This window comes from Haloglomus litoreum (genome assembly GCF_029338515.1).
In the GTDB taxonomy this organism is placed as follows: domain Archaea; phylum Halobacteriota; class Halobacteria; order Halobacteriales; family Haloarculaceae; genus Haloglomus; species Haloglomus litoreum.
The window spans coordinates 3390681-3411388 of sequence record NZ_CP119988.1 but is presented as its reverse complement, the minus strand read 5'-3'; the positions used below and the strand labels follow the sequence as shown (position 1 = coordinate 3411388).

The 20708-nt window shown below is 70.9% G+C and carries 19 protein-coding genes; 12 read left to right on the top strand and 7 right to left on the bottom strand.

The window, feature by feature from the left end; genetic code table 11:
- Positions 1-117: 117 nt before the first annotated feature.
- Positions 118-1392, top strand: coding sequence for an MFS transporter (locus P2T62_RS17210; protein WP_276258248.1), 1275 nt, complete (start codon positions 118-120; stop codon positions 1390-1392).
- A 313-nt stretch (positions 1393-1705) separates the two neighbouring features.
- On the opposite strand, the gene gpmI is transcribed toward P2T62_RS17210, so the two are convergent.
- Entirely contained in the window at positions 1706-3226 is a 1521-nt protein-coding gene (gene gpmI, locus P2T62_RS17205; RefSeq protein WP_276258247.1) for a 2,3-bisphosphoglycerate-independent phosphoglycerate mutase, read from the bottom strand.
- Positions 3227-3286: 60 nt separating this feature from the next.
- Positions 3287-3919, bottom strand: coding sequence for an NUDIX hydrolase (locus tag P2T62_RS17200; protein ID WP_276258246.1), 633 nt, complete (start codon positions 3917-3919; stop codon positions 3287-3289).
- Positions 3920-4087: 168 nt separating this feature from the next.
- On the opposite strand from P2T62_RS17200, the gene P2T62_RS17195 reads away from it, so the two are divergent.
- A complete protein-coding gene (locus P2T62_RS17195) occupies positions 4088-5530 on the top strand; it encodes an aryl-sulfate sulfotransferase (RefSeq protein WP_276258245.1) in 1443 nt (480 codons plus the stop codon).
- A 191-nt stretch (positions 5531-5721) separates the two neighbouring features.
- Here the strand turns inward: P2T62_RS17195 and P2T62_RS17190 are convergent, their stop codons facing one another.
- Together P2T62_RS17190 and P2T62_RS17185 are read right to left on the bottom strand one after the other, a co-directional pair.
- A complete protein-coding gene (locus P2T62_RS17190) occupies positions 5722-7692 on the bottom strand; it encodes a hybrid sensor histidine kinase/response regulator (RefSeq protein ID WP_276258244.1) in 1971 nt (656 codons plus the stop codon).
- A gap of 190 nt (positions 7693-7882) precedes the next feature.
- The gene (locus P2T62_RS17185; RefSeq protein ID WP_276258243.1) at positions 7883-8710 is read right to left on the bottom strand and encodes an SDR family oxidoreductase; all 828 of its coding nucleotides are present in this window, start codon (positions 8708-8710) and stop codon (positions 7883-7885) included.
- A gap of 120 nt (positions 8711-8830) precedes the next feature.
- Here P2T62_RS17185 and P2T62_RS17180 point away from each other — a divergent pair, with 120 nt between their 5' ends.
- On the top strand, positions 8831-9913 hold the full coding sequence (locus P2T62_RS17180) for a lysylphosphatidylglycerol synthase transmembrane domain-containing protein (protein WP_276258242.1): 1083 nt from the start codon (positions 8831-8833) through the stop codon (positions 9911-9913).
- 106 nt (positions 9914-10019) lie between these two features.
- Positions 10020-10481, top strand: coding sequence for a 30S ribosomal protein S19e (locus P2T62_RS17175; RefSeq protein ID WP_276258241.1), 462 nt, complete (start codon positions 10020-10022; stop codon positions 10479-10481).
- 62 nt (positions 10482-10543) lie between these two features.
- On the opposite strand, the gene P2T62_RS17170 is transcribed toward P2T62_RS17175, so the two are convergent.
- Positions 10544-11686 (bottom strand): mechanosensitive ion channel family protein, encoded by a 1143-nt coding sequence (locus tag P2T62_RS17170; protein WP_276258240.1) that lies wholly within the window; start codon positions 11684-11686, stop codon positions 10544-10546.
- 305 nt (positions 11687-11991) lie between these two features.
- Here P2T62_RS17170 and P2T62_RS17165 point away from each other — a divergent pair, with 305 nt between their 5' ends.
- The 4 genes from P2T62_RS17165 (at position 11992) to P2T62_RS17150 (ending at position 16868) form a co-directional block, all read left to right on the top strand.
- Positions 11992-13224, top strand: a complete 1233-nt coding sequence (locus P2T62_RS17165; RefSeq protein ID WP_276258239.1) for a hypothetical protein — start codon at positions 11992-11994, stop codon at positions 13222-13224.
- Between the two features lie 81 nt (positions 13225-13305).
- A complete protein-coding gene (locus P2T62_RS17160) occupies positions 13306-14616 on the top strand; it encodes a glucose-6-phosphate isomerase (RefSeq protein ID WP_276258238.1) in 1311 nt (436 codons plus the stop codon).
- Positions 14617-14722: 106 nt separating this feature from the next.
- Entirely contained in the window at positions 14723-15475 is a 753-nt protein-coding gene (locus P2T62_RS17155; protein ID WP_276258237.1) for a CPBP family intramembrane glutamic endopeptidase, read from the top strand.
- A gap of 274 nt (positions 15476-15749) precedes the next feature.
- Positions 15750-16868, top strand: a complete 1119-nt coding sequence (locus tag P2T62_RS17150; protein WP_276258236.1) for a sensor histidine kinase — start codon at positions 15750-15752, stop codon at positions 16866-16868.
- Positions 16869-16925: 57 nt separating this feature from the next.
- Here P2T62_RS17150 and P2T62_RS17145 read toward each other — a convergent pair whose 3' ends face one another.
- A complete protein-coding gene (locus tag P2T62_RS17145) occupies positions 16926-17387 on the bottom strand; it encodes an NOB1 family endonuclease (protein WP_276258235.1) in 462 nt (153 codons plus the stop codon).
- 125 nt (positions 17388-17512) lie between these two features.
- Here P2T62_RS17145 and P2T62_RS17140 point away from each other — a divergent pair, with 125 nt between their 5' ends.
- The 4 genes from P2T62_RS17140 (at position 17513) to P2T62_RS17125 (ending at position 20167) form a co-directional block, all read left to right on the top strand.
- Positions 17513-18316, top strand: coding sequence for a YkgJ family cysteine cluster protein (locus P2T62_RS17140; RefSeq protein ID WP_276258234.1), 804 nt, complete (start codon positions 17513-17515; stop codon positions 18314-18316).
- 163 nt (positions 18317-18479) lie between these two features.
- Positions 18480-18749, top strand: coding sequence for a DUF7543 family protein (locus P2T62_RS17135; RefSeq protein ID WP_276258233.1), 270 nt, complete (start codon positions 18480-18482; stop codon positions 18747-18749).
- 60 nt (positions 18750-18809) lie between these two features.
- On the top strand, positions 18810-19883 hold the full coding sequence (locus tag P2T62_RS17130) for a S66 family peptidase (protein ID WP_276258232.1): 1074 nt from the start codon (positions 18810-18812) through the stop codon (positions 19881-19883).
- 53 nt (positions 19884-19936) lie between these two features.
- A complete protein-coding gene (locus P2T62_RS17125; protein ID WP_276258231.1) occupies positions 19937-20167 on the top strand; it encodes a hypothetical protein in 231 nt (76 codons plus the stop codon).
- Between the two features lie 24 nt (positions 20168-20191).
- Here the strand turns inward: P2T62_RS17125 and P2T62_RS17120 are convergent, their stop codons facing one another.
- The gene (locus P2T62_RS17120; RefSeq protein ID WP_276258230.1) at positions 20192-20644 is read right to left on the bottom strand and encodes an acyl-CoA thioesterase; all 453 of its coding nucleotides are present in this window, start codon (positions 20642-20644) and stop codon (positions 20192-20194) included.
- Positions 20645-20708 lie beyond the last annotated feature (64 nt).

Here is a 20708-nt window from a genome sequence, read left to right as displayed (position 1 = left end):
CGGCATAATCAGTATTTGGGGAGCACCAGTACCCACCTACTTCAACGAGGACCCACTTGAACACGGTTCCTATACAAAGGGTCACACCCACCGTTCTCCCTCAGACAGGATGCCTGTATGTCACCCAGTGCCGAATCGGAGGGCGGCGTGCGCTACCGGTGGGTCGTGCTCGTCGTCGCGTTCCTCGTCCACCTGACCAGCATCTCGCTCATCTGGCAGTCGATATCACCGCTGAAGCAGGCGATGGCGGCCGACCTCGGGGTCCCCTGGCCGAACGTCGTCGTGGTGCTCGCGGCCATCGCCTTCGGGCTCGTGTTCACGCAGTTGCCGGGAGGTGCCCTCGGCGACAAGTACCCCGTCCGGTACGTGGTGGGCTTCGGCGCGCTGCTGGCCGGCCTCGCCACGGGCATCCGCTTTGCGGTTCCGACGGTCCCCGGACAGGTCGCGGTCAGCATCCTGGCGACCCTCGGGATGGGCGTGGTCAACCCGAACCTCATCAAGGTCGTCACGGAGTGGTTCCCTTCCGGGCAACTCGGCCTCGCACAGGGCGTGCTCATGTCCGGTAACACGCTCGGCATCGCGGTCGCGCTCGGGCTGTCGGGCGGCGTCGTACTGGGAGCGGTCGGGAGCTGGAAGAGCGTGTTCCTCCTCTACGGCGGCCTCACCGCCGCGGTGGGTGTCGTGTGGTTGGTCCTCGTCCGGTCGCCACGTGAGGAGGAGCGACCGACCGACGTTGAGACCGGGGTGCCGTTCACCTCGGGCGAGCGCATCCCGTTCCGGGAGTCGTTCCCGGCGGTGCTCCGGTCACCGTCGACCCCGTGGGCCGTCGCGCTCATCGCACTCGCCTACTGGTCCGTGCTGGGGTCGCTCGCCGTGCTCCCCGAGTACGCGGACGCACACGCCTTCGCCGTGCCGGAGTACATGCTGGGGATGTCACCGCTGGCGGCGACGGTCGGTGCGCTCGGGCTCCCACCGCTCTCGGACCGCTACACACGCCGCCTGGGGCTGATTCTGGGCATCCTCGGGATTACCACTGGAATCGTGGTCATGGGGTTCGCGGTGGCGTTGCCGATGTTCGTCGTCGGGTTACTCGTCTCGGGGTTCTTCGCCGGCGGCCTCGCGGCGATGTTCTACATCCTCCCGGGCGAGCTCGCGGACATCGACCCGAACCACGTCGGGACGATGTCGGGAATCATGCTGTCGCTGGGACAGCTCGGATCGGTCATGGGCAGCATCGCTGGGGCAGAGGCGCTGGCGGTCTACGGGCTGGAGGTGTCGACGCTCGTCGTGGCCGGTCCCTGCCTGGTCGGGCTGGTGTTCATCACGCGACTCCACCTCGACGGACGTGGAGTGGTCGAGCAGACGACCGCCGCAGCCAGCACCGGTGACTGACGCGGATAACGATTCCAATATACGAACGCTTTGTTGGCGAATATATCGTGCAGTTCGATCGCGTTCGGACTGTGGATGTATTCGTCTATTCCAGTCGTTGTAGAGGCGCTCGCGGCGGGTCCGTTGGACGGATCCGTGGTCCGAACCGGAACCACCGGCACCCGGGGCGCGTCCCCTCGACCTATCGGTTCCCGTCTCACGGGACCCTCTGCCCGACTCATCCTCTATATTCAGCAAGAAGAATCATCAAAGATTGGGGGATTAAACAGTGCCAGAAACGAGAAATTGGGCTCGTTCCGACCGTACTCCGAGTTCACTCCAGCAGCGACTCGCCCGTCATCGCGTCGGGCTGGTCGAGGTCCATCCGCGCCAGCAGCGTCGGTGCGAGGTCCGCCAGGACGCCGCCCTCGCGCACGCTCACGTCGCCGTCACCGCCCTCGGGCGGCAGGGAGACGAACGGGACCGGGTTCGTCGTGTGGGCCGTGTGCGGGTCCTCGGGCGTCCCCATGTCGTCGGCGTTGCCGTGGTCGGCCGTCACGAGGACGTGCGCGCCGGCGTCGTGGCAGGCTGCCACGAGGCGCCCGAGTTGTTCGTCGACGGCCTCCACGGCGGCGACGGCGGCGTCGAAGTCGCCCGTGTGCCCGACCATGTCGGGGTTGGCGTAGTTCAGGACGAGCGCGTCCGGGTCCTCGCGCTCGATGCGGTCGAGGACGGCGTCCGTGAGTTCGGGCGCGTGCATCTCGGGTTGCTGGTCGTAGGTCGCCACGTCCGGGCTCTCCACGATCTCGCGTGCCTCGCCGTCGAACGCCACCTCGCGGCCGCCGTTGAGGAAGTAGGTGACGTGGGCGTACTTCTCGGACTCCGCGGCGCGGAGCTGGGTCAGCCCCGCGTCCGCGAGCACCTCGCCCAGCACGTCCACTGGCTGGTTCGGGGGGTACGCCACCGGCAGGTCGAACGTGGCGTCGTACTCCGTCATCGTCACGACGCGCGCGTCCGGTGGCTCGGTGTCGAACGCCCACTCCGGGCGGATGTCGGCGAGCATCCGGACCAGTTGCCGGGCACGGTCGGCGCGGAAGTTGAAGAAGACGACTGCATCGCCGTCCGAAAGGGCGGGCCCGCCCTCGACCAGGGTGGGTTCGACGTACTCGTCGGTCGTATCGCGGGCGTAGGACGCCTCGACCGCGTCGACGGCGGAGGCGGCCTCGTGGGGCGCCTCCTGGTGGACGATGGCGTCGTAGGCCCGCTTCGTGCGCTCCCAGTTCTCGTCGCGGTCCATCGCGTGGTAGCGGCCCGTGACGGTTGCCACGTCGCCGGTGCCGTACTCCTCGGTGACGGCCTCGAACTCCCGCAGGAAGCCCGCACCCGAGGTCGGCGCCGTGTCGCGCCCGTCCGTGAAGGCGTGCGTGACCGCGGGGACGCCCTGGCGGTCGGCGAGCTCGACGAGGGCGTGGAGGTGTTCCTGCATCGAGTGGACGCCGCCGTCGCTGAGCAGGCCCATCAGGTGGACGCGTCCCCCGTTCCGGTCGGCGTGGTCGAACGCCGACACCAGCTGCTCGTTCGCGAAGAACGAGCCGTCGGCGATGTCGTCGGAGACGCGCGTGGAGTCCTGCTTGACGACGCGGCCGGCACCGATGTTGAGGTGGCCGACCTCGCTGTTGCCCATCTGGCCCTCCGGGAGGCCGACCGCGCGGCCGTGGGTCGTGAGCGTCCCGAAGGCGCCCGTCTCGCGGTACTCGTCGAAGTTCGGGGTGTCGGCCGCCGCCACGGCGTCCCGGCCCGTCTGGTCCTCGGGAGCGAGCCCCCAGCCGTCCAGCACGATGAGCGCGCCTCGCATTCGTTGGTCGACGGTGGGATACGGGCGGGTAAGGGCGTGTCGGAAGCGGGGACCGGCCGCTCAGACGGGGAACTCGGCGTCGGCCTCGACCTCGCGGTCCGGTTCGGACGGCATCTCCCAGCCCACGGCGAGTTCGAGGAACTGCACCAGCATCCGGGCGGTGGCGCCCCAGACGACGTAGCCGTCGACGCGGAAGTAGTGGAGTCGGATGTCGCCGTAGTGGGGGTGGTCGCGGCGCTCGGAGTCGTAGTTCGAGCGGTCCGTGAGGTCGTCGACCGCGAGCGTGGCGACCTCCGCGACCTCGCGGGTGTCGTGTGGCTCGTACCCGGCGTCAGGCACCCGGGCGACGTACGGCCGGACGGCATAGCGTGTCACGGTGCGGATGTCGTCGAGGCGGCCGATCACGTCTGCGCTCGCCGGCTCGACGCCGACCTCCTCGCGGGCCTCGCGGAGTGCGGTCCCCTCGAGGTCCGGGTCGACGTCCTCGCGGCCACCCCCCGGAAAGCTCATCTGGCCGGCGTGCTCGCCGAGGTCGTCCTGGCGCTTGATGAAGAGCACGTGCGGGTCCTCTGGGGCTCCGTCGTGGGGCCACGCGTCGTTCCCGGGGTCGACGACCGCCACCAGTACGCCGGCCTCGCGCTCCTCGTCGGTCACCGGAACGGGGTCGTGCCGGGCGACCCGCGACAGGTCCATACACCCGGTAGCGCCCCGGTCGTCTTAACGCCCCCGGCGCCCCGGTGGCTGCGCCGGTCGCTCTCACGGCCCCCTTTCGGCCCCCCGATGGCCCGGTTGTCGGGGTGTCGGGCGAGAGGGTGGTCGCGGAACCACAAGAGACAGAAACGTCGCCACCCCAGCGCGGGTATGGCATCGGTCCCCGAACGCCTGCGTGCCCGGCTGGCGGGTGCGCGGCGTCGCCTCGTGGAGTCGCGGGCCTGGCGGGCCCGCGCCGTCCTCCTCGTCGTCCTGCTCCTCCTGCTGAGTCCGACGGTCGTCTCGGCCGCCACCGACCAGGGCACGCGCCTCGGCCCCGGGACGGTCGACTCGCCCGCGGAGAACACCACCTACGTCTCCATCCAGGGGTTCCACTTCAAGGGCGTCGGCAACGCGAAGAAACCCGCCCGCGTGGTGGCCGCCGATGGTGACGCGGACGCCCGCGTCCTCGTCTCCGGCGTCGACAACGACCTCCCCTTCCGGGCACGCTGGTTCTACGACACGGACCCGCTCCCGAACGGCGACCTGCTGGTCACCTCCACCAACCCGGACGGGACCGTCGTCTTCCGGTACGACCCCGACGCGAGCGAGGTGGTGTGGTACGAGCAGTTCGACTTCCACGACACCCACGACGCCGACCTCATCAACGGCGACCAGTTGCTCATCGCGAACATGCGGGCGTACGAGGACGGCGTCTCGAACGACCGCATCCTCGTCTACGACCGCGGCAACGACACGGTCGTCTGGGACTGGACGTTCAACGAGCACTACCCCAACTCGACCGATGGCGGGTTCAACCCCGACTGGACGCACGTCAACGACGTGGACAAGGTCGGCGACGGGCGCTACCTCGCCTCGCCGCGCAACTTCGACCAGGTGATCCTCGTGAACCGGTCGACGGACGAGATCGAGTACCAGCTCGGTAGCGACGGGAATCACTCCCGGCTGTTCGAGCAGCACAACCCCGACTTCTGGGTCGACGAGCAGGGGGACCCGACGGTCCTCGTGGCGGACTCCGAGAACGACCGCGTCGTCGAGTTCACCTACGAGGACGGCCGGTGGCAGGAGGTCTGGAGCGTCGGCGGGTTCAACTGGCCCCGTGACGCCGACCGCCTCCCCAACGGCAACACGCTCGTAACGGACTCGCTCAACCACCGGGCCGTCGAGATCACGCCCGAGGGCGAGGTCGTCTGGGAGGTGTACGCCGCGTGGGCGCCCTACGACGCAGAGCGGGGCGCTCCCGGCTCGAACGGCCCGTCGATGACGGCGATGGATGCGGGCGGCAGTCACGAGGTCCGTGGCGGCGCGGGCGAGGGCCCGGCCTCCCAGGAGACGTTCCCGGACTGGCTGCGCCGGTCGACGGACGGGACGCCGCTGGCCGCGTTCGGCGAGGAGGTCGCCGACCGCTACCAGCACGTCACGCCGTTCCTCCGCCCGGTGTGGATGTCGTCGTGGGCGCTGCTGGGCGTGTTCCTCTCGATCCCCCTGCTGCTGGGCTGGGGCGTCGGCGAGGTCATCTACCAGCGCCGGCGCATCGTCGAGGCGATCCGCGGGCTGGTCGGTGGGGCTGGTGGCTCCGGCGAAGGCGTGTAGTCGGCGAACCTCTGCTCCCTTCCCACACCACCTGGGCAGTGACGCCTCAGGACCGTGTCCGGTTCCGGGACCTCTCGGTTAGCCGATGATCGGTCGGTCCTTCGGCCGGAGTGCTGATGCGATCTTCATCCGCTCCTGCCCCGGTCGAGGACGGCTCCCGACGCCGGAAGCCGGCGAATTCAGCTCCGGGGTTACGTCGCGCTGGCTGGCTCGACGCCCCGGAACTCGAACCGTGCGCCCCCGTCGTCGCTCTCGACGAGCGTGACCGTCCAGCCGTGGGCCTCGGCGATGGTCTCGACGATGGCGAGCCCGAAGCCGGTCCCCTCCGTGTCCGAGGAGTAACCCTGCTCGAAGACCGTCTCGCGGTCCGCCGGTGGGATGCCGGGGCCATCGTCGGCGACGGCGAAGCCGTCGGCATCCGCGAGCGGCTCGACGGTGACCGTCACACCGGGGCCGCCGTGTTCCACACTGTTCCGGTAGAGGTTCTCCAGTAGCTGGACGAGGCGTTCGGGGTCGGCTTCGACCGTCGCCAGCCCCGAATCGACCATGAGCGTGGCGTCCCGCGTCTCGACGTTCCCCCAGGCCCGCTCGGCCATGCGGCCGAGGTCGACTGGCTGGGTCTCGCCCACGGCCTCGCCCTGTCGGGCGAGCGCCAGGAGGTCGTCGATGAGCCGCTCCATCCGGTCGGCCGCGCGGGCGACGCGCTCGATGTCCTCGTCGGTCCCGCCGCGTTGGATGAGGTCGACCGTTCCCTGGATGACGTTCAGCGGGTTCCGGAGGTCGTGGCTGACGATACTGGTGAAGGCATCGAGCCGCTCGTTCTCGCGCTCGAGCTGCTTCCGGTCGGTGATATCGACGTAGAGCGCGAGCGAGCCGACCACCGCGCCGTCGGCGTCCTCGCGGGGGACGGCCCGGAGCAGGGTGTCGACCTGCTCGCCGTCGCTGGTCAGCAGCGTCCGCTCCTCGCGCGTGAACTCGTCGCTGAGCGCCCGGGCGTACCCGCCCTCGTCGAGGAGTGCCCGCACGGAGTCGGGCGTGTAGAACTCGTCGAGCGGCCGGTCGACGACCGCCGCCCGGTCGTAGCCGAGCGTCTCGAGGAACCGCCGGTTGCAGTCATCGACGAACGGGCGCCCCTCCTCGTTCCGGGTCAGGACGGCCATCACGGGCGCCTCCTCGAACAGGTCGCGGTACTGTGCACGGAGGCGGTCGGTGAGTTCGACCCGGTCGATGGCGTGTGCGATGGTCGTCCCCAGCTCTTCCAGCACGGACAGCTCGCGGTCGTCGAACGCATCCGAACGGCCGGCGTAGAGGTTCAGCACGCCGTACCGGGTATCCCCGTAGACGAGTGGGACAGACGCCGAGGATCGGTAGCCGCGCTCCCGGGCGGCCTCGCGCCAGGGCTCGAACGCCGGCGCCTCGTCGACGTTCTGCATCGCCTGTGGCTCGTGGGTGCGGACCGCCCGGCCCGCGGGTCCGAGCCCCGTCTCGCTCCGGTCGGCCGTGACCGTGATGGAGTCGAGGTAGCCGCGCTCGATACCGGCCCAGGTCGACGGGACGACCTCGTCGTCCGCGTCGACGCGGCCGACCCAGGCGAACAGGTACGGGTCGGAGTCGGCCAGGCAGTCGCAGACAGCCTGCTCGACCGCCTTCCGGGAGTCCGCCCGGACCGCGGCCTGGGTCGTCTCGCGGAGCGTGCGGTTGATGCGGTTCAGCGCCGCGACCTCCGCCTCGGCCTGGCGCCTGGCCACGGTGTCGGTCACCTGCCGGGCGAGCACCTCGTAGTGGTCCGTCCCGGTCTCCTTCCGGAGGTAGTTGGTGACGCCGGCGCCGATGGCCTCGCTGGCCAGCTCCTCGCTCCCCTTCCCCGTGAACAGGATGAAGGGGAGGTCCGGGTGGGTCGCCCGGACCTCCTGCAGGAATTCGATGCCGTTCCGCCCGGGCATCTGGTAGTCCGAGACGACGCAGTCGAACGACTCGCGGTCCAGGCGCTCGAGCCCTCCCTCGGCGTCGTACTCGACGGCGGTCGAGAGGTCCTCTGCAGCCCGTTCGAGGTACTGTGCCGTCAGTTCGGCGACGTCCGGTTCGTCGTCGACCACGAGGACGCGGACCGGCCCCTCTCGCCCGGTGTCGTCCGCCGCCCGTCCCGTGGCCCCCTCACCCATTCGTGGGACGCTACGGCCGCCCGACACTAAATACTGCGCGGGTGGCCTCAGTACCCGAAAACCATCGCTCGCTGCCGGTGCCGGGCTCGGACCCGTGCCGGCACCGGGCGGGAGTGCGGCGCTCCCCACGGAGTGTCCGTCGCCGTCACGGTCCGGCCGACGGTGTGGCGGACGGCGCCCCCGGCTGGTTCTACGTGAACCTGCGGATCAGCCCGAAGACCCGGTCGCGAACGCGGTCGGGGAGGAAGCGCAGCTTCAGCATCAGGTCGGCCAGGCCGCCGACCACGTAGCGCGGGTCGGGGTCCGGCGAGACGCCGGCCTCGAGGATGACGCGGGCCACGTCCTTCGGCGGCACGGCGACCGGCGAGTCCGCGCCGAACAGGGAGGCGTCCTCCTGGAACTCGTAGATGTCCGCGTAGGCGTCGGTGCGGTCGTAGCGCTCCAGTTCCTCGTCGACGCGCTCGCGGAACTTCGTCTTGACCGGGCCGGGCTGGACGACGCTCACGTCGATGCCGTGGGGGGCGACCTCGTTGCGGAGCGCGTCGCTGTAGCCCTCGAGCGCGAACTTCGAGGCGGAGTAGGCGCCCATCCCGGGCGAGGCCAGCCGGCCCGCGACCGACGAGACGTTGACGATGGTGCCGTCCTCGCGCTCGCGCATATGCGGCAGCACCTCGCGGACCAGGCGGTGGGGGCCGTAGACGTTCACGTCGAACTGTCGGTGCAGGAGGTCGTCGCTTACGTCCTCCAGCGGCCCGTGCTGGCCGTAGCCGGCGTTGTTGACGAGGCAGTCGATGCGGCCGTCGCGCTCGATGATGCGCTCGACGACGCGCTCGACGTCCTCCGGGTCGGTGACGTCGAGCGTGTTGATATCGCAGCCCTCCTCGCCCAGTTTCTCGATGTCGGCGGTGTTGCGCGCCGTGGCGTACACCTGCCAGTCGTCGTCGAGGAACGCGTAGGCGGTGGCCCGCCCGATGCCAGAGGAACAGCCCGTGATGAGGACCGTCTTCGTGTCGACCATGCTCCGCGGGTCGGCGGGGTCCCACTTAGCGGTGGTCGTTCGACGGGCGGCGCGGCTTTCGGAGCCCCCGCGAGACGGGGTTCGGTGAATTGACGTGTGGCGCGGGTGGAGAGTCCGGTGATGGAGATCGACCTCCGCGCGACCGTCGTCGGCTTCCTGGGCGCGCTGGTCGTCCTCGGGGCGCTGCTCGCGTTCGTCGGGATCGGCCGGATCGTCGACGCCCTGGTCCGCGCGGAGCCGGCGCTGCTCGTCGGCGTGCTGGCGGCGGCGCTGGCCTGGCTCACCGCCTGGGGGCTGGCACTCCGGACCGTCCTCACGGTCCTCGGGGCGTCGCTCCGGGCGCCCGTGGCGGTGCTGGTGTTCACGGCGGCGACGTTCGCCAACAACGTCACGCCGTTCGGCCAGGCCGGCGGCGAACCCATCGCCGCGCTATTCGTCTCCCGGGTCGCGGATACGGAGTACGAGACGGGGCTCGCGGCCATCGCCAGCGTCGACTCCCTGAACTTCGTCCCGTCGATCACGCTGGCGACGTTCGGGCTGGCGTACTTCTCGACGGAGATCGCGTTCGGACGGCGGCTCCAGTTCGCCACGGCCGCGGTCGTCGGCCTGGCGCTGGTCATCCCGGTCGCGGGCTACTACGGTTGGCAGAACCGCTACGCCGTCGAGCGCCGGGTCGTCGGCGCGCTCACGCCGTTCATCCGGGGTGTCGGGCGCGTCATCCCCGGGAAGCAGCCGCTCGAGCCGGCCGTCATCGAGCAGCGCATCGAGGGGTTCTTCCACGCCATCGAGCGCGTCGCGAGCGACCGCAAGCGGCTGGCGCTCGCGCTGGGCTTCTCGACGCTGGGCTGGCTCTGCCAGGGCCTCTCGCTGTACCTCGCGATGCAGGCCATCGGCGCGCCCGTCGACCCCGAGGTCGTCCTGGTGGTCATCCCGGTCGGCGCCATCGCCGGCATCACGCCGCTTCCCGGGGGGCTGGGCGGCGTGGAGGCGGTCCTCATCGCGCTGCTGGTGGCCCTCGGGACGCCGGCGGGCGCCGCGGCCGCGGGCGTCCTCGTCCACCGGATGGGGACCTACTTCCTCCCGCTCCTGCTGGGCGGCGGGACCGCGACCGCCCTCGGCGCCGACGGCTTCCTCACCCGACGGGCGGAGGGGGCGGCCGGGGACGGGGGGATCCCGACGGACGAGGAGGAGCGCGACCCCTGATACCGGGACCGGCAGGGCGCGTGCGCCGCCGTCAGGGCCGTCGACCGGGCCCACGGCGGGCCGGATAACGTCAAGACTAAACCGAGGCGTCGGGAAGAGGTCGGTAATGGCGACACTCTACGACGTACCCACCGAGGAGTTCATCGAGGCCCTCGCGGAGCGGCTGGCCGACGACGAGACGTTCGACGAGCCCGACTGGGCGACGGTCGCGAAGACCGGCGTCGGTCGCGAGCTCCCGCCCGAACAGGAGGACTTCTGGCAGCACCGCGCGGCGTCTGTCTTCCGGAAGGTCGCGGTCGACGGCCCGGTCGGCGTCCAGCGCCTCCGCACGGCGTACGGCGACTCGAAGCAGGGCTCGACGCGCTACCGCGTCCGCCCGGACCAGAAGACCGAGTCCTCGGGCAAGATCATCCGCACCATCCTCCAGCAGCTCGAGGACGCCGGGTACATCCAGCAGGAGGGCAGCGCCGGCCGCGCCGTCACCGGCGACGGGCGCGCCTTCCTCGACGAGGTCGCGACCGACCTCCTCGAGGACCTCGACCGGCCGGAGCTCGAGCGCTACGCGTAGACTCCCTCTCTTCGTTCTCGATGACCGGGTAGCGGCCGCGCTCGTCCCCCTCCGGTCCGCAGTCAGTCGGCTCCCGTCACATCACGCCCGGTGGCCTCGGTACCGCCGTCCGCGCCGACGGTCGGCGCGGCGTCGTCCCCGCCGGGTGCGAGGACGGGGCGCTCGCCCACGATGCGGACCTCGCGCTGCGGGAACGGGATGACGATGTCGGCCTCCCGGAGCGCCGCGTGGACCGCCTTCACCAGCAGGTGGGTCGCACGGCCCCGGAGGACCGGGTCGGCCACCCACACCAGGAGTTCGGTATCGATGGCGCTGTCGCCGAACTCGCGGAACCGGACCCGCGGCGAGGGGCGCTCGAGCACCAGCGACTCGGCGGCCGCCACCGCGAGCAGCGTCTCCTCGACGTGGTCCAGGTCCGAGTCGTAGGCCACCCCGACCGGGATGCGGATGCGCCGTTCCCGTTTCGGCCCGGACTCGTTGATGACCCGCGCGGCGTTGAGCGAGCTGTTCGGGAGCGTCACGAGCACGTCGTCGCGGGTCCGGATGGTCGTCGAGCGGATCGAGACGTCCTCGACGCGGCCGCGGTCGCCGTCCTCCGTGACGATGTAGTCGCCGACCTTGTACGTCCCGTCGAAGTAGAGCGCGATGCTCCCGAAGAAGTTCGCGATGGTGTCGCGGGCGGCGAAGCCGAGGATGATGCCGAGGATACCCGCCGAGGCCAGCAGCGGCGTCACGTCGTAGTTCCAGATACGCAGCAGCGCGAACGCGGAGAGCGCGATGATCGCCGCCGACCAGACGTTCTGGAAGACGGGGACCACGGACCGCTCGGCCGTGGTCGTCTCGGCGGCGGTGATGGCCTTCGAGACGCGGCGGCCGAGACGGACGAGCGTGGCCATCCAGACGAGGATGAGTGCGGAGACGACGACCGCGGCGAAGTCGGCGTCGACCGCGGCATCGAGCGCCAGCGGCGCCCGGGCGAAGTAGGCGCCGGCCAGCAGCGCGCTGACGTACAGCGCGGGGTGGACGGTTCGCAGGGCCACGTCGTCGACCTCGCCCTCGATACGGGTGGTGAGCGCGCGGATGACCGCGTCGCCGCCCACCTGGACGGCGCGCGCGACCAGCACGGAGGCGAGGACGATGACGACGAACGTCTGCCATCGGGGCAGCGTCGCCAGCCACGCCATGAAGTCGGCGATGGGGGTCATTAGATTCCACTCGCGGCCGAGGGAGATAACTCTTCGCGGCCGTGAACGCTCTGTTCGTGCGGTCTCGAGCCCGAAACGGAACACACGAGGTCCACGACGGACGGCCGGAGGCTGGGCGCCGGCTGCCGACCCCACGAATCGGGTCGACGGGGGCGCTCCATAGGACACGAGCCGTCCCGGTCGGCCCGCCTCGGCCGTAGACACCGTCGGTGAACGGTCGAGAACTATCGATGCACGCCCGTTAAGCTCTCATTTATCGTCATCTGGCTGTGCAGGTTTATGTTCTCGGCGAGCTACCGACGTGCATGAATCGACGTAGCTATCTGCGAGCCTGTGCCGGCGCGGGCGCCACTGGCGGGCTGGTCGCGCTGAGCGGTTGCCTCGGGGCGGTCGGGAGCTCGGTGGCCCGGACGGAGTCCGTCCCCGCCATCCTCCAGTTCGGGGGCGGGGACTGCGACGACACCGACGTCTGCGTGCGACCCCACTTCGTCCGGTCACTGGAGGAGGTCATCGACTCGGGCAACCCGGCGCTCGGAGACCTCCGGGTGCGTGGCTGGCTCGGCGGGAGCCAGCTGGTCGCGGCCAACTACAACAACACCCGGAGCAACCGCTCGGGCGTCCGGTCGAACGACGGGGACGCCGATTCCGACGGGGACGGCGTGGACGACGGGACCGAGCGGGCCAACTACAACAACGTCCGGAGCAACAAGGCCGGCGTCGCCGTCGACGAGGGCGACGGCAGCGACAGGACCATCGACCTCGAGCGCGCGTTCGAGTACCTCGACCCCGGCGACGAGGGCGACGGGGTCGTCGTGGGCGAGGTGTTCGTCGTCTCGGCGCCCGTCGTGGACCTGCCGGGCGTCGAGGACCCGTCGGCCACCACCGACGCGGTCGAGTGGGCCGAGAACATGGTCAGCGGGGCCCGCAGGGGCTCGCCCACGGGCGACGAGACGGTGCTCCGGGGGCTGACGGCCCCGACCCAGGTGCGCCGGTGCTGCGACAAGGCCAGCCCGATCCTCTACCTGAGCTCCCCGGGGGACACGGACAGCGTAGAGTTCGAGGACAGCTGGTCGGAGCCTCACCGCCGCGGCGGGACGGGCGCGCCCGCCCAGAACGAGCCCGTCGCTGGCCGTGCCGTCGCCACGCTGGACGGTGGCGTGAAGCTCCCGGTGCTGGTGTGGACCCAGCACCTGATCCACGAGGGCGACCACCTGTTCGTCGCGGGCTGGGTCGTCGACGACGCGCGGCTGTACGAGAACGCCGCGACCGTCCTGACCGCTTCCGGGCGGACGGAGGTGCGGACGTACACCTCCCAGATGGGACAGGTCCACGCCTCCCGAAACGCCGATGGCGAGGAGTCCTGCCCGAAGTCGCGCTGCACCCCCACCAGGGCGGCCGCGCTCGACGCGGCGATGGACGCGCGCCGGAGCGACGGGAGCGGCACCGACCACGCCTGGGGGGGCCTGCTCACCGTGTCGATGGACGCGCCGCTGTTCCACGACCGGCGCATCATCCGCGAGGTCGGCGGGAAGAAGTGAGGCGTCGCTCGCAGCCACCAGTCGCCGGCCGACCCGCCGCCAACCCGAACCCGTTTTGACACCCGGCCCGACGCCCCGCACATGACCGACCTCACGGTGGACTTCGGGAACGCGCTCGACGCCGAGGCGACGCCGGGCGTGAGCGAGGGCGCGCTCGAACGCCTCGACGAGCGCGTCGCCCGCGCACACGACACCATCACGACCGGGATGGCCGAGGGCGAGTTCGGCTACGCCAGCCTGAACCTGCCCGAACGGACCGACGCCGCCGCCATCGAGTCGGCCGTCGCGGACATCGACGCCGACCACGTCCTCACGGTCGGCATCGGCGGGTCGGCGCTCGGTGCCGTGACCGTCTCGGCGGCGCTCGGGCTCGCCGACCGCCACCACACGCTCGACAACGTCGACCCCGAGGAGACGCGCCGCCTGCTCGACTCGCTCCCGCTGGAGCGCACCGCCGTCAACGTCGTCTCGCGCTCGGGCACGACCGCCGAGACGCTCGCGAACTTCCTCGTCGTCCGGGAGGCGCTGGACGAGGCGGGCGTCGACTGGACCGACCGGACGGTCGTGACCACGGGGGAGTCCGGGCCACTGCGCGAGGCTGCCGAAGCGGAGGGTCTCCCCGCGCTCGACGTGCCCGACGGCGTTCCGGGCCGGTTCTCCGCGCTCTCGGCGGTCGGCCTCGTTCCGGCCGCCATCCTCGGCGGCGACATCGGGAGCGTCCTCGACGGCGGCACAGCGGGCCGCGAGGCGCTGCTCGACGGCGGCTCGTTGTTCGACTACCCGGGCTACACCTACGGCGCGGTCGCGTACGCCCTGGAGCAACGCGGCGCGACGGTGAACGCGATGCTGCCGTACGCCGAATCGCTGGAGTCGTTCGCGGAGTGGTTCGCACAGCTGTGGGCCGAGTCGCTCGGCAAGGACGGCCTCGGCCAGACGCCGGCGCGGGCGCTCGGCGCGACCGACCAGCACTCCCAGCTCCAGCTCTACCGGAGCGGCCGCCACGACAAGCTCGTCACGCTGGTCCGGCCGCGCGAGCGCGACGACGTGGACATCCCGGCCACGGACGTCGAGGGGATGTCCTACCTCGGGGACGCGACGCTGGGCGAGCTGCTCGACGCCGAGTTCGAGGCGACGGAGGCGTCGCTGGCGGCGGCCGACCAGCCCAACGTCCGGGTCGAACTCCCACGTGTCGACGCCGCGGGCATCGGCCGGCTCCTGTTCGACATCGAGGCCGCTTGCGTCCTCGCGGGTGAACTCATGGGCGTGGAGACGTTCACCCAGCCCGCGGTCGAGTGGGGCAAGCGCGCGGCCCGCGGGCTGCTCGGCGGGGGCGAGTTCGCGGAGGCCGACGCGGTCGCTGAGAAGACCACGCGCGTCGTCGGCGGGGAGTGATCCGCGTCGCCGTCGGGGAGTGCCGCGCCGGACCGTCCGGAGGCGGCCGCTCCCGGGCGCCCCCCGAGTGAGAAAGAGGTATTCGGCGGCGGCCCGAACACGACCCATGGACGAACTGAGCGGACTGAGCGGTGCCAGTCCGGAGGAGCGCCTCCGGAGCGTCGGCACCGGTATCGGCCTCACCGTGGCCGGCTTCGTCACGGCGCTGGTGGTGCTGTTCGCCGGCGTGCAGGCACTCGCCGCCGCCGGCATCCCCGTGCGGCAACAGCCCGTCCTCGTCGTCGGGCTGAGCATCGTCCTCCAGGGACTCGGGTTCGGCATCGCGGTCGCGGTCTACATGGCGCTCACGAAGCGGTTCGACCTCCTGAAGTACCGGCTGCCGACGCTCCGGGATTTCGGCTGGGCGGTCGCCGGCCTGGTGGCGCTGTTCGTCGGCTACATCACCATCGCCCTCGTCGTCGCCCAGCTCGGCGTCGACACCGCGGAGAACGCCATCGTCGAGCAGGGCCGGCAGAACCCACAGCTCGTGCTCTACCTCATCCCGCTTGCCATCCTCGTGGTCGGCCCGAGCGAGGAACTCCTGTTCCGGGGCGCCATCCAGGGCGTGCTCCGGCGGGCGTACGCCCCCATCCCGGCGATCATCATCGCCTCGGCCCTGTTCGGCGTCGCCCACGTCTTCGCGCTCTCGGGCTCCGGGACCGGCGTGCTGGTCTACATCGCGGTTACGTTCGTGCTGGGCTGCATCCTCGGGTTCGTCTACGAACGGACGGACAACCTCGTGGTCCCCGCACTCATCCACGGCGTCTACAACGCCATCTTGTTCTCGCTACTGTACGTGCAGGTCAGCGGTGGCGTCTGAGAGTCCGTTCACTGTTCGGTTCCATCCGGTTTCAGTCGATGACGATATGGCTAAATTAATAATGGCGTTTGGTACCAATTAACAGCCTTTATGCCTGCCGGCAGCATCGTCCCCGTATCAGTATGACGGGAATCCAGGGGCGGCCAGGGGGGGCTTCCGGTGGTGGGGCGTGGGTCTCGTCGACGGATGCGGGCCGGGACCGGTACAGTGGTGGAATCGTGGTGAAGACGGGTGGCCGCGTGCTCGGTCCGCCCCGACCGACTGGAGTGCAGAGATGAGCACGTTCTCGACGCCCGGCACCGACTCGTTCGACCGGCTCCCGCTCGACGGGTCGGAGCTGGTCGCGACGCTGGGACTCGTCTTCGTGTTGAGCGGGGTCACCCTCTGGTCACAGTCCATCCTCCCGGCGGTCGAGACCGTCCCCGAGGCCCTGTACGAGCTCGTGATGCACGTGCTGTTCGGGACGGTCATCCTCCTGCTGGGCATCCACATCGAGCGGAGCGAACTCGTGGCGGAGGAGCGTCGCGAGGTCATCCTCTGGTGTTTCTCGGCGTTCCTGTTCTTCTTCTGGCTCGCGGTCTGGTCGGAGCTGGATGCCGTCCTCTCGGCGACGATGACCCGGGAGCTGGTGAGCAACATCGTCGTCTACGGCAGCATCGGCGGCGCGTTCGGTGCCGTCATCGGCGTGAACCGGGGGCGTGCAACCCGGAACGAGATCCTCGCGGAGCGGACCGAGGAGCAGCGCGAGACGCTCGAACTGCTGACGCGGCTGCTCCGTCACGACATCCGCAACGACATGCAGGCGGTCAACGCCCACGCGGGCTTCCTGGCGGAGGAGGAACTCAGCGAGGACGGCGAGTCGTCCCTCTCGGTCATCGAGCAGCGAAGCGAGGGCATCCTCCGGCTGCTCGAGGACACGTCGACGCTCATCGAGACGCTCGGGTCGGACCGGGAGCTCCGTCCCATCGACCTCGCCACCATCGTCGAGCAGGAGGCGGCCAGCATCCGGGACGAGCACTCCGACGTCACCATCGAGACCGATGTCCCCGAGGATCTCCAGGTGGTGGCCGACGGCCTGCTCCACCAGCTGTTCCTCAACCTCCTGTCGAACGCGGTGGCGCACAACGACCCGGAGGGCCTGCGCATCCACGTCGGCGCGAAGCGGCGCGAGGACTTGGTCGACGTCACGGTGAGCGACAACGGGACGGGCATCCCCGAGGCGGTCCGGGAGACCTGCTTCGAACTCGGCGAGAAGGGCCCCGCGAGCACCGGTGACGGTCTCGGGCTCTACCTCGTCTCCCGCCTGACGGAGGTGTACGGCGGCTCCGTCGAGGTCGGCGAGTCGCCCAGCGGCGGCGCGCAGTTCGACCTCACGCTCCGGGCGGCCGAGTGAGGCCCGGCGGTCGGGCGGCCCCCGGGCCCGCCGCCCGAGGCCCGATGGCCCCGCCGCTCAGGACGGGTTCTTCCGCGAGAGGTCGCTCCCGCAGATCTCGCAGCGCTCGCGGTGGTCGTCGTACTCGCGGCCACAGCCCTGGCACTGGTACGTCCAGTCCCGGCGCTCGTCGATGCCGTCCTGGGCGATGGACTCGATGCGGACCTCCAGCTGGTCGGCCGTGTTCTGCATCGCGTAGTCGTCGGTGACGAGGATGGCGTCGAGTTCGAGCGCGGCGGCCAGCAGCCGGAGGTCCGTCCGGGAGAGCTCGGTCGCGTCGCCGGTGGTCTTCGCGGCGCGCTCGACCCGCTCGACGGTCTCGCCGTCGGGCACGTGGATGCGCATCCCGCCGCCCTCCAGCGCATCGAAACGATAGCCGGAGGCGTCGTCCTCGAGTTCCTCGCGGACCAGCGGGATGGTCGCGGTGTCGTCGTCGGTGTGGTAATCGCCGATGAAGGCGGAGGCGTCGAGGACTCGCACTACCCACCGCTTGGACCGCGACAGTTTCAGCGTGTCGGGTCCGGGTCGCGGGCGGCCCCGCCCAGGACCCGGGCCGGCGCCCCCCGGACACGCCGCTTTTGCCGTTCGGGGCCCCAGCCTCACTCGTGCAGTCACTCGAGGCCGATCTCGCCGCCGCGCGCGACCTGGAGACCGCCGACCTGGCCGACGCCATCGAGGCCATCGGCTTCGAGTGCACCCGCTGTGGGGCCTGCTGCAAGGCCGAGACCTGCGGGGACGCGGACGACGGCAGCGAGAGCGCGGACGGTGGCGACGGTCGCGAGGGCGTGACCGGCGGCGACGGTGCGGACGGGGCGCCGGAGCCCCACACCGCGACCGTCTTTCCGGACGAGGTCCGCGAGCTACAGGCCGCCACGGCCGCGAGCGACGAGTTCGAGCGCGAGTACGACTGGCGCGACGTGGCCCGGCCGATGCCGTACGGACTCCGCGAGGGACCGGACGGCCCCGAGGGCGAGACGTTCGAGTGGGCGCTCGCGACCGACTCGTGTGGCGACTGCACCTTCTACCGGGAGGGTCCCGACGGGACGGGCGCGTGCAGCGTCCACGGCTCCCGCCCGCTCATCTGCCGGACCTATCCGTTCAGTGTCGTCCTCGACGGGAGCGGCGACGACGCCGAGGAGGGCGGTGCCGAACTCGCCCAGCCGATGGGCGCGGCGGTCGATCGCGAGGGCGCGGTGCGGGCCCACGAGTGCGAGGGGCTGGGGCGGGACATCTCCCACGCGGACGCCGAGGACCTGGCGGCCGCGCTGAAGGAACGCGCCGTCCGGGAACTGGAGGAGGCCATCGCCGTCCGGGACAGGTACGAACCCACCGACGCCGACGGTGTGGTCGTCCACGACTCCGAGGGCGCGAAGCGACCGGACGGCACGCCGCTCGACGGGGTGGAGTGACTGGGGGCGTGGAATCTCTCGTGAACTCCTGTCCCGCGCGCTCTGGTGGATCCCTGCCGATGATCAGGGTGTCTGGATGATGCCGTCGCCGGTCCCCGACGACCTCCGGCGTGGGTGAGCACGGTCCCCGGGAGCTTTGACGCCGCACGTGGAGGGGCCCCATATGGACTGGTACGTCGTCGAGGGCGACCCCGATTCGGCGGATTCGAGCCGGGTGGAGTGGGAGCGCGGGGACCGCTACGCCCGGGTGGTCCTGCGCAGGACCGCGACCGGCGCCTGGGCGGTCACCCTCGACCGGCTGGCACAGGCGCCCGAGGGCCAGCACTACCACCGCGAGACCCTCGACGACCGCGAGCGGGCGCTGGAACTGGCGGCGACGTGGCGAGCGGAGAACGACAGGGGCGGGACCGGAGCGGACGACCCCGGCTCCTGACGTGCGGACCGTCCTCATGCCTCCCGAATGCCTATGTCGGGCCGGCTGCCAGGCCCTGGCATGGCCGCCATGAGCGACATCATCGTCCCGCCGCCGGCCGACTCGGGCGACAGGGTCGCCGTCGTCGCCCCGGCGTCGGGCGCCGCCTCGCGGTATCCCCACGTCCTCGACCGTGGGCTGGAGACGCTCCGCGAGCGGTTCGACCTCCAGCCCGTCGAGTACCCGACCACCCGGAAGGACGACGACTGGCTCTACGACCACCCGGAGGCCCGGGCTCGCGACATCGAGGCCGCGTTCCGCGACCCGGACATCGGTGCCGTCCTCGCCACCATCGGCGGGAACGACCAGGTCCGCGTGCTGAAGCACCTCGACGCCGACGTGCTGCGCGAGCACCCGACGCGCTTCCTCGGGACGAGCGACAACACCCACCTCCACAGTCTGCTGTGGCGCGCGGGCATCGTCTCCTACTACGGCGGCACGGTGATGACCGACCTCGCGGCGGCGGGCGGGGTCTTCGAGTACACGGCCGAGCACGTCCGGCGAGCGCTGTTCGACGAGCACCTCGGCGTGGTGGGGTCGAGCGAGGAGTTCTCCGACCACGACCGCGACTGGAACGACCCCGACGCCCTGGCCGAACCGCTGGAGCGCGAGCCCAACCCGGGTTGGACGTGGCGCGGCGGCGACGAACCCGCCGACGGCCGCGTCTGGGGCGGCTGTCTCGAGGTGGTCGACACGGTCCTCGCGGCCGACCGGACGATGCCGCCCCTCGAGGCGCTGGACGGCGCGGTCCTCCTGCTGGAGACCTCCGAGGAGCTCCCAGGGGAGGGTGAGATACAGCGCGTGCTGCTCGGTCTCGGTGAGCGCGGCGTCCTCGGCGCGGTCGACGCCGTCATCCACGGCCGGGCGAAGGCCCGCAACCCGTTCGAGGACCCCGGTCCCGAGGCACGGGCCGAGTACCGCGAGACCCAGGCCGAACTCGTCGCGGAACTCGTCGCGGAGTACAACCCCGACGCGCCGGTCGTCGGGAACTTCGACGTGGGGCACACCCATCCCGTCGTGCCCGTGCCCGTCGGTGGGCGGTGCGTGGTCGACCCCGGCGCCGAGCGGGTGGCGTTCCCGGCGTTCGAGGGCTGAATCGCCGACCGAACCTCCAGGGCTTTTGTCGGTCCGTCGCGGAGGCATCGCCGATGAGCAACGCCCTCCAGCGGACGGTCCGACGCGTCGGTGCGGTACTCGTCCTCCAGCTCGGGGTCATCTCCGCGCAGCTGTTCACGCTCCAGCCGACCCGGGAGACCATCGCGACGTTCGTCTCCCTCCCGCTCGCCGTCTGCGCCGGGCTCTATCTCCTCGGGAGCGGGCTCCGGAGTCTCGTCGGTGTGAAAGAGGAGGCGGACCGGTTGGCCCCCGACGAGCACTGACCGACCGCGACCCCGGCCGATGGCTCACTCGGCGTCCAGCGCCGGCTCGAACTCCACAAGCGCCTCGCGCCACGCCTCGGGGATGGGCCGGGTGCCGTCCTCGTCGACGACGACGAGCGTGCTCGACCCCTCGGCCGCGAGGTCGCCGTCCGGCGTGTACATCTCGCAGACGGTGGGGAAGCTCCGCGTGCCCAGGGAGGGCGTGCGGACCGCGACGGTGACGTACTCGTCGTCGGTGGTGACCGAGCGCCGGTAGTCCATCTCCAGGTTGGCGAGCACCATCTCGCGCTCCTCCAGTGGGATGTCCAGCACGGCGTCGAAGTAGCCGATGCGCGCCTGCTCGAAGTAGGTCACGTACACCGCGTTGTTGACGTGGCCCATCGTGTCCGTGTCCCGGTAGCGGACGGGCAGCGTCGTCGTGTAGGCGAACTCGTCGGGGACCGCGGGCGTCCCCTCGAGGGTCGAATCGAGGCTCATACCGGGGCTGGGCCACGCGCCGGGACGTCGGTTTCGGTGTCGACCCGCCGTGTCGTGCGGAGAC

Excerpts from the sequence above, each read along its gene's own strand:
- P2T62_RS17210 (WP_276258248.1), top strand. The coding sequence starts at position 118 with ATGTCACCCAGTGCCGAATCGGAGGGCGGCGTGCGCTACCGGTGGGTC.
- gpmI (WP_276258247.1), bottom strand. The coding sequence starts at position 3,226 with ATGCGAGGCGCGCTCATCGTGCTGGACGGCTGGGGGCTCGCTCCCGAG.
- P2T62_RS17200 (WP_276258246.1), bottom strand. The coding sequence starts at position 3,919 with ATGGACCTGTCGCGGGTCGCCCGGCACGACCCCGTTCCGGTGACCGAC.
- P2T62_RS17195 (WP_276258245.1), top strand. The coding sequence starts at position 4,088 with ATGGCATCGGTCCCCGAACGCCTGCGTGCCCGGCTGGCGGGTGCGCGG.
- P2T62_RS17190 (WP_276258244.1), bottom strand. The coding sequence starts at position 7,692 with ATGGGTGAGGGGGCCACGGGACGGGCGGCGGACGACACCGGGCGAGAG.
- P2T62_RS17185 (WP_276258243.1), bottom strand. The coding sequence starts at position 8,710 with ATGGTCGACACGAAGACGGTCCTCATCACGGGCTGTTCCTCTGGCATC.
- P2T62_RS17180 (WP_276258242.1), top strand. The coding sequence starts at position 8,831 with ATGGAGATCGACCTCCGCGCGACCGTCGTCGGCTTCCTGGGCGCGCTG.
- P2T62_RS17175 (WP_276258241.1), top strand. The coding sequence starts at position 10,020 with ATGGCGACACTCTACGACGTACCCACCGAGGAGTTCATCGAGGCCCTC.
- P2T62_RS17170 (WP_276258240.1), bottom strand. The coding sequence starts at position 11,686 with ATGACCCCCATCGCCGACTTCATGGCGTGGCTGGCGACGCTGCCCCGA.
- P2T62_RS17165 (WP_276258239.1), top strand. The coding sequence starts at position 11,992 with ATGAATCGACGTAGCTATCTGCGAGCCTGTGCCGGCGCGGGCGCCACT.
- P2T62_RS17160 (WP_276258238.1), top strand. The coding sequence starts at position 13,306 with ATGACCGACCTCACGGTGGACTTCGGGAACGCGCTCGACGCCGAGGCG.
- P2T62_RS17155 (WP_276258237.1), top strand. The coding sequence starts at position 14,723 with ATGGACGAACTGAGCGGACTGAGCGGTGCCAGTCCGGAGGAGCGCCTC.
- P2T62_RS17150 (WP_276258236.1), top strand. The coding sequence starts at position 15,750 with ATGAGCACGTTCTCGACGCCCGGCACCGACTCGTTCGACCGGCTCCCG.
- P2T62_RS17135 (WP_276258233.1), top strand. The coding sequence starts at position 18,480 with ATGGACTGGTACGTCGTCGAGGGCGACCCCGATTCGGCGGATTCGAGC.
- P2T62_RS17130 (WP_276258232.1), top strand. The coding sequence starts at position 18,810 with ATGGCCGCCATGAGCGACATCATCGTCCCGCCGCCGGCCGACTCGGGC.
- P2T62_RS17125 (WP_276258231.1), top strand. The coding sequence starts at position 19,937 with ATGAGCAACGCCCTCCAGCGGACGGTCCGACGCGTCGGTGCGGTACTC.
- P2T62_RS17120 (WP_276258230.1), bottom strand. The coding sequence starts at position 20,644 with ATGAGCCTCGATTCGACCCTCGAGGGGACGCCCGCGGTCCCCGACGAG.